Annotated in this window: 12 protein-coding genes; 5 read left to right on the top strand and 7 right to left on the bottom strand. The window is 31.0% G+C overall.

What is annotated here, in order from left to right; all coding sequences use genetic code 11:
• Positions 1-88 precede the first annotated feature (88 nt).
• From BUC09_RS10875 to BUC09_RS10865, 3 genes are read right to left on the bottom strand one after another with little or no spacing between them, the layout of a single operon-like run.
• A complete protein-coding gene (locus BUC09_RS10875; RefSeq protein ID WP_073311540.1) occupies positions 89-436 on the bottom strand; it encodes a carboxymuconolactone decarboxylase family protein in 348 nt (115 codons plus the stop codon).
• Entirely contained in the window at positions 411-1,241 is an 831-nt protein-coding gene (gene tatC / locus BUC09_RS10870; protein ID WP_073311537.1) for a twin-arginine translocase subunit TatC, read from the bottom strand. The genes BUC09_RS10875 and tatC overlap by 26 nt, the downstream gene beginning before the upstream one ends.
• A gap of 1 nt (position 1,242) precedes the next feature.
• Positions 1,243-2,208 carry a KpsF/GutQ family sugar-phosphate isomerase gene (locus BUC09_RS10865; protein ID WP_073311534.1) on the bottom strand — a complete coding sequence of 322 codons (966 nt, stop codon included), beginning with the start codon at positions 2,206-2,208 and terminating at the stop codon, positions 1,243-1,245.
• Between the two features lie 83 nt (positions 2,209-2,291).
• On the opposite strand from BUC09_RS10865, the gene recQ reads away from it, so the two are divergent.
• A complete protein-coding gene (gene recQ, locus BUC09_RS10860; protein WP_073311531.1) occupies positions 2,292-4,487 on the top strand; it encodes a DNA helicase RecQ in 2,196 nt (731 codons plus the stop codon).
• Between the two features lie 29 nt (positions 4,488-4,516).
• Here recQ and BUC09_RS10855 read toward each other — a convergent pair whose 3' ends face one another.
• Entirely contained in the window at positions 4,517-4,750 is a 234-nt protein-coding gene (locus BUC09_RS10855; RefSeq protein WP_073311528.1) for a hypothetical protein, read from the bottom strand.
• A gap of 53 nt (positions 4,751-4,803) precedes the next feature.
• Here BUC09_RS10855 and BUC09_RS10850 point away from each other — a divergent pair, with 53 nt between their 5' ends.
• The 3 genes from BUC09_RS10850 (at position 4,804) to BUC09_RS10840 (ending at position 9,764) form a co-directional block, all read left to right on the top strand.
• The gene (locus tag BUC09_RS10850) at positions 4,804-6,321 is read left to right on the top strand and encodes a T9SS type A sorting domain-containing protein (protein ID WP_073311525.1); all 1,518 of its coding nucleotides are present in this window, start codon (positions 4,804-4,806) and stop codon (positions 6,319-6,321) included.
• A gap of 154 nt (positions 6,322-6,475) precedes the next feature.
• The gene (locus BUC09_RS10845) at positions 6,476-8,146 is read left to right on the top strand and encodes a GLPGLI family protein (protein WP_073311521.1); all 1,671 of its coding nucleotides are present in this window, start codon (positions 6,476-6,478) and stop codon (positions 8,144-8,146) included.
• Positions 8,147-8,207: 61 nt separating this feature from the next.
• Positions 8,208-9,764, top strand: coding sequence for an NAD(P)/FAD-dependent oxidoreductase (locus BUC09_RS10840; RefSeq protein ID WP_073311518.1), 1,557 nt, complete (start codon positions 8,208-8,210; stop codon positions 9,762-9,764).
• Between the two features lie 41 nt (positions 9,765-9,805).
• On the opposite strand, the gene BUC09_RS10835 is transcribed toward BUC09_RS10840, so the two are convergent.
• Positions 9,806-10,588 carry a hypothetical protein gene (locus BUC09_RS10835; RefSeq protein WP_073311515.1) on the bottom strand — a complete coding sequence of 261 codons (783 nt, stop codon included), beginning with the start codon at positions 10,586-10,588 and terminating at the stop codon, positions 9,806-9,808.
• 47 nt (positions 10,589-10,635) lie between these two features.
• On the bottom strand, positions 10,636-11,793 hold the full coding sequence (gene nhaA, locus BUC09_RS10830) for a Na+/H+ antiporter NhaA (protein WP_073311512.1): 1,158 nt from the start codon (positions 11,791-11,793) through the stop codon (positions 10,636-10,638).
• 60 nt (positions 11,794-11,853) lie between these two features.
• Here nhaA and BUC09_RS10825 point away from each other — a divergent pair, with 60 nt between their 5' ends.
• A complete protein-coding gene (locus BUC09_RS10825) occupies positions 11,854-12,804 on the top strand; it encodes an ion channel (RefSeq protein WP_073311509.1) in 951 nt (316 codons plus the stop codon).
• Here BUC09_RS10825 and BUC09_RS10820 read toward each other — a convergent pair whose 3' ends face one another.
• A complete protein-coding gene (locus BUC09_RS10820) occupies positions 12,805-13,347 on the bottom strand; it encodes a YceI family protein (protein WP_073311506.1) in 543 nt (180 codons plus the stop codon).
• Positions 13,348-13,375: the final 28 nt, after the last annotated feature.

Genomic DNA, 13,375 nt, shown 5'->3' with positions numbered 1-13,375 from the left:
GTATGTGATTTTGGTTATTCGTTTATTCGTTGATTTGATATTCACAAAATTAGGAAATAACCAAATAACCAAATAAACACATTAACAATTATTTAGTTTCTTCTAAAGCTTCCCAGAATTCGTAAGCCCTTCTTAAATGAGGGATTACGATTGTTCCACCTACTAATGTAGCAACACTCATTGCTTCCATCATTTCTTTTCTATTGATGCCTAACTTGTAGCAAGTTTCTAAATGATACTTAATACAATCGTCACAACGTAATACTGCCGATGCTACTAATCCTAATAATTCTTTTGTTTTAACATCTAAAGCTCCTTCAGCGTAGGTGTTAGTGTCTAAATTAAAAATACGTTTGATGACTTTATTGTCATCAGCCAATAATTTTTCGTTCATTTTAGAACGATAATCGTTAAACTCTTGTACTAAGTTGCTCATTTTTTTCTTTCTTTTTTACTACTAATTTCGAGATTAGGATACTTATTTCATATATCAAAAGCATTGGTACTGCTACAGTGATTTGACTTACTACATCAGGAGGAGTCACAATTGCTGCAATAATTAAAACAATAACAACAGCATACTTTCTTGTATTTTGTAAAAATGTAGGTGTTACTATTCCAATTTTTGTCAATAAATAAATTATAATTGGTAATTCGAAAAATAAACCACCTGCAATTACTGAGGTTTTAATCATACTGATGTACGATTCTAAATTGAATTCGTTTTTTACAACACTACTTACGGAAAATGTAGCAACGAAATTTACAGACATTGGTACAATTACATAATATCCAAAAAGGACTCCTATGAAAAAAAGTAATGAAGCGGTTATCACAAATACCCTGGCATATTTTCTTTCGCTTTCATACAAAGCAGGACTAATAAACTTCCAAACTTCCCATAAAAGGTAAGGAAAACCTAATATAAAACCTGCTGTTATACAAGTCCAAACAAAAACATTTACTTGACCTTCCATACTTGTATTCTGTATGGTGAATGGAAGTTCTTCAATACAAATGGTTTCAGCGAAGCCTAAATAATGAGAAGCATCGCAAAAAAACCTGTAAGTTATAAAATCAACTCTTGTAGGGCCAAAAATAATATCGTCAAAGATAAAATCAGAAATAAAAAATACTGCAATTGCTAATGCTACAATTACAAAAGAGCTTCTTACTAATAACCATCTTAATTCTTCTAGATGGTCTAAAAAGGACATTTCGCTTAAACTTTTCTTTGCCATTTTATATAATCCCTTCTTTTAAAATATCATGAATGTGTATAATGCCCACATACTCCTCCTTGTCAAAAACTACAAGTTGAGTTATAGAAAAATCCTCCATTGTATTAAAAGCATCGATGACCATGCTGTCTAACTGGACAGTTTTAGGATTTATAGTCATAATGTCTTTTGCAATTAATCCAGAAATGGTTTCTGTTTTATTAAGCATTCTTCTAATGTCGCCATCAGTAATGATTCCAACTAATTTTTTGTCTTCTATTACAGCGGTAACTCCTAAACGTTTTTCGGATATTTCCACAATAACATCTTTAATAGACGAACTGCTACTTACCATCGGTTTGTGAGTTCTGTCAAGCATGTCAGTAACTCTTAGTAAAAGTTTTTTTCCTAAAGCACCACCTGGATGGTATTTAGCAAAATCTTCGCTTTTGAAATCTCTCATTTCCATTAAGCAAATAGCTAATGCATCTCCTAAAACCAGTTGAGCTGTTGTGCTGTTTGTAGGGGCTAAATTATTTGGACAAGATTCTTTTTCTACATAAGCATTTAAAACTAAATCAGACTCTTTTCCTAAAAATGAAGTAAGATTAGCTGTAATTCCAATTAATGGATTGCCATATCGTTTTAAAAGAGGAACTAAAACTTTAATTTCAGGACTGTTTCCACTTTTAGAAATACAAATTACTACATCATCTGGTTGAATCATTCCTAAATCGCCATGAATGGCTTCTGCAGCATGTAAAAACATACTTGGTGTTCCAGTTGAGTTAAAAGTTGCTACCATTTTTTGAGCAATGATGGCGCTTTTTCCTATCCCAGTTACGACTAATCTACCTTTACTTTTGTAAATTACTTCTACAGATTTTGCAAAATCTTCAGATAAGTAATTGATTAGCTTTGCTATAGAGTCACTTTGGGATAAAATGGTGTTTTTGGCACTAGCCAGAATATTTTCTTTTGTTATCAAAACAGAATAGTTTTAAATTTGTGTGTGAAAAAGAAATTTGTATCTTTATATGTGCAAATTTATAAAAATACTGTTATTATAGGATGAGTTCTAACGAAATTGATTTACATAAGGAGCTAAAAAAATATTTTGGGTTCGACCAATTTAAAGGATTGCAAGAACAAGTAGTTCGAAGCATAGTTTCAGGAAAAAACACTTTCGTAATAATGCCTACTGGTGGAGGCAAGTCATTGTGTTATCAATTACCCGCTTTAATTAAGGAAGGAACAGCGATTGTAGTTTCTCCTTTGATTGCTTTAATGAAAAATCAGGTTGATGGATTAAGAAGTTTAGGTTCGGAGTTTGGTATAGCGCATGTTTTAAATTCTTCACTGAACAAAACAGAAATTGCACAAGTAAAAAAAGACATATCAAATGGTCTTACAAAATTACTTTATGTAGCTCCTGAGTCACTTACAAAAGAAGAGTATGTTGAATTCTTAAAGAAAGAAAAAATTTCTTTTGTTGCTATTGATGAAGCTCACTGTATTTCAGAATGGGGACATGATTTTAGACCAGAGTACCGTAATTTAAGAAATATAATTAAAGCATTAGGTGATATTCCTATTATAGGTTTAACCGCTACTGCTACTCCAAAGGTTCAAGAAGATATCTTGAAAAATCTTGATATGCCTGATGCTAATACTTTTAAAGCATCATTTAATCGACCTAATTTATTTTATGAAGTACGAACCAAGACCAAAAATGTTGAAGGTGATATTATTAGGTTTATTAAGCAGCACAAAGGAAAATCAGGAGTTATTTATTGTTTGAGTAGAAAAAAGGTTGAAGAAATTGCTCAGGTATTACAAGTAAATGGTATTTCGGCAGTTCCATATCATGCTGGTCTTGATGCAAAAACAAGAGCCAAACACCAAGATATGTTTTTAATGGAAGACGTTGATGTTGTTGTTGCTACAATTGCGTTTGGTATGGGTATCGATAAACCCGATGTACGTTTTGTAATTCATCACGATATTCCTAAATCATTAGAAAGTTATTATCAAGAAACTGGTCGTGCTGGTCGTGATGGTGGAGAGGGACATTGTTTAGCCTACTATTCCTATAAAGATGTTGAGAAACTAGAGAAATTTATGGCAGGGAAGCCTGTGGCAGAGCAGGAAGTTGGTTTTGCTTTACTTCAGGAAGTTGTTGCTTATGCAGAGACTTCGATGTCAAGACGTAAATTTTTATTGCATTATTTTGGTGAAGAGTTTGATAATGAAACAGGTGACGGAGGTGATATGGATGATAATGTTCGTAACCCTAAACCACAAGTAGAAGCAAAAGATCAAGTAGTAAAACTACTTGAAGTGATAAAAGAAACTAAGAGCATTTACAAATCAAAAGAAATTGTATTTACACTTATTGGTAAAGTAAATGCAGTTATAAAAGCGCACAAAACTGACGCACAAAAATTCTTCGGAATAGGAAAGGACCACGACGAACGTTATTGGATGGCTGTTTTACGTTTGGCTCTTGTTGACGGATTAATTTCTAAAGATATTGAGTCTTACGGTATACTTAAAGTAACTGATAAAGGTTTAGATTTCATCAAAAATCCTAGTTCATTCATGATGGCTGAAGACCATGAGTATAGTGAGAGTGAAGACGAAACTATTGTGACCGCTTCGAAATCTTCTGGAGTGGCAGATGAAGCTTTGATGTCTATGCTGATTGATTTAAGAAAGAAAGTTGCTAAAAAGGAAGGCGTCCCTCCCTATGTTGTTTTTCAAGAATTTTCACTTGAAGACATGGCTTTAAAATATCCTGTTTCTATAGAAGAAATGAGTAATGTACAAGGCGTTGGTGAAGGAAAAGCGAAGAAATATGGAAAAGAATTTGTTGCTTTAATTGCTAGATATGTAGAAGATAATGATATTATGAGACCTGATGATTTAGTGGTTAAATCTACGGGTGCAAATTCAGCATTAAAGCTTTATATAATCCAAAATATTGATCGTAAGTTGCCTTTAGAAGACATCGCTAAAGCAAAAGGATTGGATATGGATGCTTTGCTTAAAGAAATGGAGCAAATTGTATATTCAGGAACAAAACTGAATATTAAATACTGGGTAGATGATATTCTAGATGAAGATCAACAAGAAGAAATTCACGATTATTTTATGGAGTCACAGTCGGATAAAATTCAAGATGCTCTTGATGAATTTGATGGAGAATACGATACTGAGGAATTACGCTTAATGCGAATAAAATTTATAAGCGAAGTAGCAAATTAAAAAAAGAGGAAGTCAAAACTTCCTCTTTTTTATTCATAAATTTCGCCCCGATGAGGTTTTAAAGCATCTCTAACCTGAATCATGTAATTATCATTTACAACCATCCAAGCGATGGCATGCATGTCACTTATAACTTCAAATCCAGTAATATTTATAGGCAATTTTTCAATAGTAATATATTCCTTTAAATGAATTTCATGATGTTCCGCCGTTTTTGGAGCTGCAGGGCCTCTAAAATCCCAAATTAGTTTTATTTTTTTCATAAAATTTGCAATCAAAAAATAATTTATATTTGTTAAAATTATACTTTTTTAGCATGAAACAAAAATACATTCTTTTCATAATATTTTCTTTATTAGTTTTTAAAGGAAAAGCACAAAACAATTATAGTGTTGCACCAATTCCATTTCAACCATTTATAGGTTCTTTGACGCCTTTGAATGCGTTGGATGATATGTATTCAAATATTATTCCGTTACCATTTAGTTTTGATTTTTATGGTGTGACCTATAATCAAATGATAGTTAGTACTAATGGGTTTATCAATTTTACTACAACTTCTGCAGGAGGAGTTTCACCATGGAGTTTTTCTCAGCAAATACCGAATGCTTCTTTTCCAGTAACGAATTCTATTTTAGGTTGTTTTGAAGATTTGTATAATAATTCTGGGACGGGATCAATAACATATGGGGTTTACGGAACAGCTCCTTATAGAAAATTTGTGGTTTATTTTAATGATCAGCCTCATTTTTCCTGCAACACCATTGCGATTTCTTCTTTTCAAATGATTTTGAGTGAAACAGCTAATACTATTGATGTTCAATTGATTGAGCGTCAGCCTTGTTTAGGTTGGAATAGCGGTAGAGGAGTAATGGGTATTGTCAAAGATGGAGCAAATGCATTAGCAGCTCCAGGCAGAAATACAGGTAGTTGGACAGCTAATAATGAAGCATGGCGTTTTTATAGAGCAGGCTATTATCCTAATTATTCTTTTGTGCGTTGTGATGATGATACAGATGGTTATCAAGTATTTAATTTGTCAGTAGCGGCTAATGATTTAGTGCCTGCAAATCCATCAAGTGTAATTTTTTATTCTACTTTGACTGATGCTCAGGCAGATACTAACTCTATAACTAATCAAACTGCATATACAAACAATTCAAATCCTCAAATTATTTATGCTAAGGAAAATGGAATTATAAAAACAGTAACATTAAGTGTTTTTGATTGTAATGTTGATGCTGATAATGACGGAGTGAGTTCTTCAACTGAAGATGTAAATAATGATACTAATTTGGCTAATGATGATACTGATTTTGACGGTATACCTAATTACTTGGATAATGATGATGATGGTGATTTAGTGTTAACCAATATCGAGTATGTATTTGGTAAAAATGTTTCAGCATTATTAGATACTGATAATGACGGAATTCCTAATTATTTAGACAATGATGATGATGGTGACGGTTCGCTTACTTTTTTAGAAGATTATAATCATGATGGAAATCCTGTAAATGACGATACAAATTTTAATAATATTCCAGATTATCTAGATCAAGCTGTAACTCTTGGTGTTTCTCAAGTAAGAATAGATGATAATGCTATTTTAATGTATCCAAATCCAGCAACTAGTATGTTGAATATTTTAAATAAAACAACAGAAAATGTAATGTTAATAGAAATCTATAACTCTAATGGATCTCGAGCTAAATCAATTAATTCAACTCAATCATTAACAACTATTCCTGTGTCTGATTTGCAAAGTGGTGTTTATTTTGTCAAAGTAATAATGAATAATCAAGTAGTGAATTATAAATTTATAAAAGATTAGTAGGTAGAATTTTTAAGATTGTGATATATTATTTTATAATAATAAGCCTGATTTTATCGGGCTCATTTCTTTTAAATGAGATTTAATTATTCAGTATTAGTTTATTTAAGATTGTAGATTTATTAAAATATATTTGTGTTAAATTATAAAGTTTATGGACGTCAGATATATAATCATTGTTTTGTTTTTTCCATTTCTAGTTACTTCTCAGAGTAAAACATATCAAATTAATTATCAGAAAAAATCTAATGGCAAAGAAGTCTTAAATGATGACATAATTCAGGTTTATGTTCAATCTAATTTTTTTCTAATAACGACTCAAAATATTGAAAGCAATAAGGCTAATTTTCCATTCGAAATAACAGAAGTTATTAATGATGAAAATAAGATTATTCAGTTTGCACAATTAAATGAAACGAAAAAGATTTTTACTGTAGATAGTTTATCATTACCAAAACAAAGTTTTGAGTTATTGAATGAAACAAAAAAAATTCTTGGGTATACTTGTAAAAAAGCAAAAATTATTATCAATTCAAATACAATAGAGTTGTGGTATACCAATGAATTAGAAGTAAAAGGTGCACCAACAATTATTGGGGCAAATCTTGGTTTGGTTCTTCAGATGACAAGAAATGGTAATTATGAAATTACAGCATCTGAAATAAAAAAAACGAAAAAGAAGGTTTCTCAATACTCAAAAGAGAAAAAAAATAAAGAGTATGATTTATTGTCTTATAAAGACTTATTGTGGAAAAGTCGTTTTTTAACAACTTCTATTTTTAAAGATGAGGTGATTAATTTTTCGTCAGACTCAAAGTCAAATGATAGTATTTTTCGTTTTGCAAACGGAACCGTTATTCTTAAAAAAATTAAACTTCCAAAAATAAATTCTTCATTGTCATTTATTGACTTAACAGAAAAATCTAATGGAGATGCATATGATAGAACAGGTTCGGTTTTTTTGATAGAGTCTAAAAATGGAAATAAAAAGACTTTTCTCGAAGCACTTCAAAAAGGTATTGCTAATGTTCCTGCTTATGAAAATGGAAATGGTAAAAAATATCAAGGGATAGTAGCAAATGATAACTATGAACCTTTAATTGAATTGATGCGTTTCTTTACTCCTTTTGGTATACATCAGTATAATCATATACAATTAAAAGATAAGGAATGGGAAGATCAAGTTTATTATAGACAAGAAGTTACTGATGTTTTAATGCCTTTTTCTGAAAAGGAGGTGTATGTGGGCGTTTTTATTGGCAATTATGATAAAGGTGGGCATAAAATTTCATTAAATTTAAGTTATCACAAAGCGGATGGGTCTTCTCAGAACATCGTTCAAAGCTTATTTTCATTGTTTAACACTACAAATGTTTTGGAAATGGCTGGACAAGAATATGGAACTTTATTTAATTCTAATAAAGGATTAGAAGTGTCTTTTACTCTTGCTAAAGATATTAAAAATGCGAAGTTACGCTATATAACTACTGGTCATGGTGGATGGGAAAATGGAGATGAATACCTTCCTAAAAAAAATACAATTTATTTAGATGATGTACAAGTTTTTTACTTTACGCCTTGGAGGCAAGATTGTGGTACTTATAGATTGTATAATCCAGCATCAGGTAACTTTATTAACGGACTATCTTCATCAGATTACAGTAGATCAAATTGGTGTCCGGGAACGGTAACTAATCCTATTTATATCGAATTAGGAGATTTAAAAGCAGGAAATCATAAAATTAAAATAACAATTCCCCAAGGGGCAGTTGAAGGAAATAGTTTTAGCTCATGGAATGTTTCTGGAATATTGTTTGGTGAATAAGAAATCTGTTAAGAAGCAGAATTGAATAAAATTGTTTTATTTTTGCAGTTTGATTTAAATAATGCCTAAAGAACTTCAAATACAGGTTTCTCCAGAGATTGCAGCAAATGAATTGCTGTTAAAAGAACATATTTCTAAATTAGTTCAGACTCCTTTAGCTGAAATACAACATGTTTCTGTGCTCAAGCGTTCCATTGACGCCAGACAAAAAAGTATAAAAATAAATGTTAAAGCGACTGTTTATTTTCAAGGAGATGTTATTGCTGAAGATAAAATAGAACTTCCAGAGTATAAAAATGTATCTAATGCACAAGAAGTAATTGTTGTTGGTGCTGGTCCTGCAGGTTTATTTGCTGCTTTACAGTTAATTGAACTTGGTGTAAAACCTATTGTTATTGAAAGAGGTAAAGATGTTAGAGGGAGAAGACGTGATTTAAAAGCTATCAATAGAGACCATATTGTAAATGAGGATTCTAACTATTGTTTTGGGGAAGGTGGTGCAGGTACTTATTCTGATGGAAAATTATATACTAGATCTAAAAAACGTGGTGATGTTGATCGAATTTTAAAGTTATTAGTTGCTTTTGGAGCTACACCAGAAATTTTGGTAGAAGCTCATCCTCATATTGGTACCAATAAACTGCCTCAAATTATTCAAGATATTCGCGACAAGATTATTGAGTTTGGAGGGAAAGTGCTTTTTGAAACACGTGTTACAGATATTATAGTAAAGTCAAACGAAGTTCAAGGTATAATAACTCAAAATGGAGATGTAATTGAAGCAAAAAAAATAATTTTAGCAACAGGTCATTCTGCTCGTGATATTTTTGAACTATTAGATAAAAAGAAAATTTTAATTGAAGCTAAGCCTTTTGCTTTAGGAGTTCGGGCAGAACATCCTCAAAGTTTAATAGATAGTATACAATACTCATGTGATTTTAGAGGTGAATATTTACCACCAGCTCCTTATTCGATAGTAAAACAAGTTAATGGAAGAGGAATGTATTCTTTTTGTATGTGCCCTGGTGGTGTTATTGCTCCATGTGCAACTAGTCCTGGAGAAGTGGTTACAAATGGGTGGTCTCCATCAAAAAGAGATCAAGTTACGGCTAATTCAGGTATTGTAGTTGAGTTAAAACTTGAAGATTTTAAGCCGTTTGCTAAGTTTGGTGCTCTTGCAGGGATGGAATTCCAAAAAGCGATTGAACAAAAGGCTTGGCATTTAGCTGGGAAAACTCAAAAAGTGCCTGCACAAAGAATGATTGATTTTTCTCAAAATAAAGTTTCTACTGATATCCCTAAAACTTCTTATGTGCCAGGAACTACATCTGTAGAGTTAGGCCAAGTTTTTCCTGGATTTTTGACGCAAATTATGCGTCAAGGGTTTCAAGAGTTTGGAAAATCGATGAAAGGTTATTTTACTAATGAAGCTATTTTGCATGCACCAGAAAGCAGGACTTCTTCGCCAGTAAGAATACCAAGAGATAACTTTACGCTAGAACATTTACAAATTAAAGGATTGTATCCATGTGGAGAAGGTGCTGGTTATGCAGGAGGAATTATTTCGGCAGCGATTGATGGTGAAAAATGTGCTATCAAGTGCGTCGAAAGTCTATAATATAAAACAAAAAGCTCTGAAAAAAATCAGAGCTTTTTGTTTTAATTACAATTTTCGTAGGAACTAATAAGTTTTTCAAAATCATTAAACTGATAATGGTGAACATTAAGCAAGTCTTTTCTTTGATTTTTATCTAATTCGCCATATTCTTTCATTAGTTTTTTTTCTTCTTCTTTTTTTGCTTTGCGTTCTTCTTTGCTTGCATTTTTCCATTTGTTTTGAAAATTGTCAATTTCCTTCAATGCACTTGGACAATCTTTGAATAATATTCTAAATGGATTTAATGTTCTTTCTTGGATGTTAAACATTGCAGAAAATCCCATGTTAAAGTAGTTTATAGCGTAATCTTCTTTAGCATTCTGATAATAAAACACCTCTCCAGTGTATGGGCCAGAACCAGAGCCAGTTTGTGTAGAATATCTTAATCCATAAATGTTGATTTTTCCTTCTTTTAACAATGGAAGAAAAACTTTTCGAGATTTTTCTTTAAAATCACCTTTTTTATCTAGCTCTTTTAGATATAGCACCCTGTAAGTTATGGAGTAATTATTCTCGTATGAAATTGTTATTTGTTTAATGTCATCTATTGATAAATCTTTTACTTCAGCATCATTAGATAGTTTGAATTTTATAATCTTATCATCTAGATTTAATTCATGTTCTAGATTACTTGAGAACCCTGCTGATATTGTTCTTTGTTCTAAGAAAGATTTTACAAGTCCAGTTTCTGAATGACCATCATTAAAAAGAATGGTAGCATTTTGAAAACGAGCATTTAATAGTATGCTGTTTAGTACTAATATAAGTATGAATAATCTTTTCATTTTTAAAGAATTAAGCCAACAAATGTAAAAGAGTTTATAGATCCTTTTTAAATTTCTTCAGTTTCAACCACTTTTTCTTTTAAAATATTTTTAAGTACAATTAATCCTAAAAGGCCTGCTGTTAAGGATGCTAAAATGATATGAAACTTAGCATTATTTATAACTGATTGATCGGTAAAAGCTAATAAAGTTATGAAAATTGACATTGTAAAACCTATTCCTCCTAAAATTCCAACACCCACTATTTTAGACCAGTTTAGATCTGATGGTAGTTTAGAAAATTTAAAATGAACTGAAAGATATGAGAATATAAAGATTCCAAGTGGTTTGCCAACAACTAAGCCAAAAATAATAGCGTAGGCGTAAATTGGAAATAATGAGTTTGAATCACTAAATGACAAAACAATTGCAGTATTAGCTAAAGCAAAAATAGGCAATATAAGAAAGGAAACTGGTTTGTGAAGCCAATGTTGAAGTTGATATGAGATCGATTTTTCTTCACCATTTTCGAATGGAATGGCAAAGGCTAGTAAAACTCCTGTAATTGTTGCATGCACTCCTGAATTAAGCATGAAATACCACATTAAAACTCCTCCAATTAGATAAGGTAAAAGTTTGTATACTTTTAATCTATTCATAACAAGCAAAATAGAAAATACTCCTAATGAAAGCAATAAGTAAGTTATATCGATTTGTTTTGAATAGAAAATAGCAATAATAAGTATGGCGCCTAAATCGTCAATTACTGCTAGCGCTGTTAAAAAAACTTTTAATGAGGTTGGAACTTTATTGCCTAAAAGTGAAAGTATTCCAATTGCAAAAGCTATATCTGTAGCCATTGGTATGCCTATTCCGCTATGGTAAAGAGTGCCGTTTGTAAATGCAAAATAAATTAGTGCTGGAATAATCATGCCACCTAACGCAGCAGAAATCGGAAGAAGTGCATTTTTTAAATTTGATAATTCTCCTATATAAACTTCTCTCTCGAGTTCAAGACCAATTAATAAGAAAAAGATCGTCATTAAACCATCATTGATAATGTGTTCTATGGAAAAACTTCCAATTTTTGAATGCCAGAAATGAGTGTATGTTTCACTTATAGAAGAATTAGCTAATAGTATTGATAATAAAGTGCAGATTAATAAAGTTATGCCGCTAGCTTTTTCATTTTCAAAAAATTCATTAAATAACTTTGTGGCTCTCATAAATTAAGATGTTGGGTTAAATATTAAAATTTATAAATTTACAATTATAATTATAAACTCATGTCAGTATTAAAGAACAGAGGTAAGAAAAATTCAAACAAGCAAACTGGTTTTGGAACTAACGCTTCAAATTATGGCGGTAGGTTCATTAATAAAGACGGAAGTGCAAATGTAAAAAAAATTGGCCTACCTTTTTTTGAAAGAATTAGTTGGTATCACACAATGCTAAATATTTCAGGATTTAAATTTATAACCATAATTTTTGTTTTCTATCTTTTAGTAAATTTTGCTTTTGCTTGTATTTATACTTTGATTGGGGTACAGTATCTACAGGGGATCAAACCGAATAGTTTTATTGAAGATTTTGGGCAAGCATTTTTTTTTAGTACACAAACATTCACCACAGTTGGTTACGGACATATAAGTCCAGTTGGCTTTTTGGCAAGTTTTACAGCTTCGGTAGAGGCTTTGTTTGGTTTGTTAACATTTGCCATAGCAACAGGTTTGTTTTATGGTAGATTTAGTAAGCCTAAAGCGCATATTATGTTTTCTGAAAATGCAGTTATTGCTCCTTTTCAAGGAGTTAAGGCTTTAATGTTGAGGATAACACCTCATAAAAATACCAGTTTGATTGATGCAGAAGCAAAGGTAAATCTAGGAATGACTGTAAAAGAAAATGGGGTTGAAGTAAATAAATTTTTCAATTTAGATATAGAATACGACAAAATTAATACTTTGACTTTAAGTTGGACAATTGTTCATCCAATTACTGAAGATAGCCCTTTGTATGGATTTACAGAAGATGATTTTAAAAAAAATGAAGGGGAGATAATTGTTTTTATAAAAGCTTTTGATGAGATGTATAGCAATACTGTTGCAATTAAATCCTCATATATGTTTTCGGAAGTAATTTATGGAGCAAAGTTTGTTCAGATGTTTGATGATGAAGATGATACCGTGACGGTTCTTGATCTGAGTAAGCTAAATGCTTATCAAAAAATAAATTTTTAATTATTTAAGAGAATAATCAATTTGTACGTTTACTTTTTTAGCAACTTTACTTCTTACTAGAATTGGTAGTTCAATGCCAAAATCATCGGTGTTTAAATTAAAATTAGAACTTAAAAAAATTGAATTTTCTTTTTTCGAAATTTTAACAGTAATTGTTATGTCTTTAGATTTTCCATGTATTTCCATACTACCGTTGATTGTGAAATCTTGATTGTTTGAAGTTAGGTTTTCAATATTGAAATTTTGAATTTTTCCTTTAAATACACCTTTTGGATATTTGTCACTTTCCATATAATTTTCATTGAAATGTTCTTCCATTAAGGCTGATTTAAATTTGAAATTTTTCATCATCAATAACCCAACAATTTCACCAGTTTTAGTATTTAAAATACATCCAGAGAGTTTATTCGTTGCTTTTACCTCTTCAAAAGACGGTACTGAGGCTTCAAAAGTAGTAACTCCAGACTTGGTTAAAACTTTTTCTTGAGCTACAGTGTTATTGAATGCCAAAATTGCTAAAGCTAGGGCTAATAAATGTTTCATAGTTCAAATTTTTAACAGATTAATTTCA

This window comes from Flavobacterium terrae (assembly GCF_900142035.1).
Taxonomy (GTDB): Bacteria; Bacteroidota; Bacteroidia; order Flavobacteriales; family Flavobacteriaceae; genus Flavobacterium; species Flavobacterium terrae.
This window is presented reverse-complemented; position numbering and strand designations above follow the sequence as displayed.

What these genes read in the sequence shown, in the direction of transcription:
- BUC09_RS10875 (WP_073311540.1), bottom strand. Translation starts at nt 436, where the DNA reads ATGAGCAACTTAGTACAAGAGTTTAACGATTATCGTTCTAAAATGAAC.
- tatC (WP_073311537.1), bottom strand. Translation starts at nt 1,241, where the DNA reads ATGGCAAAGAAAAGTTTAAGCGAAATGTCCTTTTTAGACCATCTAGAA.
- recQ (WP_073311531.1), top strand. Translation starts at nt 2,292, where the DNA reads ATGAGTTCTAACGAAATTGATTTACATAAGGAGCTAAAAAAATATTTT.
- BUC09_RS10855 (WP_073311528.1), bottom strand. Translation starts at nt 4,750, where the DNA reads ATGAAAAAAATAAAACTAATTTGGGATTTTAGAGGCCCTGCAGCTCCA.
- BUC09_RS10850 (WP_073311525.1), top strand. Translation starts at nt 4,804, where the DNA reads ATGAAACAAAAATACATTCTTTTCATAATATTTTCTTTATTAGTTTTT.
- BUC09_RS10845 (WP_073311521.1), top strand. Translation starts at nt 6,476, where the DNA reads ATGGACGTCAGATATATAATCATTGTTTTGTTTTTTCCATTTCTAGTT.
- BUC09_RS10840 (WP_073311518.1), top strand. Translation starts at nt 8,208, where the DNA reads ATGCCTAAAGAACTTCAAATACAGGTTTCTCCAGAGATTGCAGCAAAT.
- BUC09_RS10835 (WP_073311515.1), bottom strand. Translation starts at nt 10,588, where the DNA reads ATGAAAAGATTATTCATACTTATATTAGTACTAAACAGCATACTATTA.
- nhaA (WP_073311512.1), bottom strand. Translation starts at nt 11,793, where the DNA reads ATGAGAGCCACAAAGTTATTTAATGAATTTTTTGAAAATGAAAAAGCT.
- BUC09_RS10825 (WP_073311509.1), top strand. Translation starts at nt 11,854, where the DNA reads ATGTCAGTATTAAAGAACAGAGGTAAGAAAAATTCAAACAAGCAAACT.
- BUC09_RS10820 (WP_073311506.1), bottom strand. Translation starts at nt 13,347, where the DNA reads ATGAAACATTTATTAGCCCTAGCTTTAGCAATTTTGGCATTCAATAAC.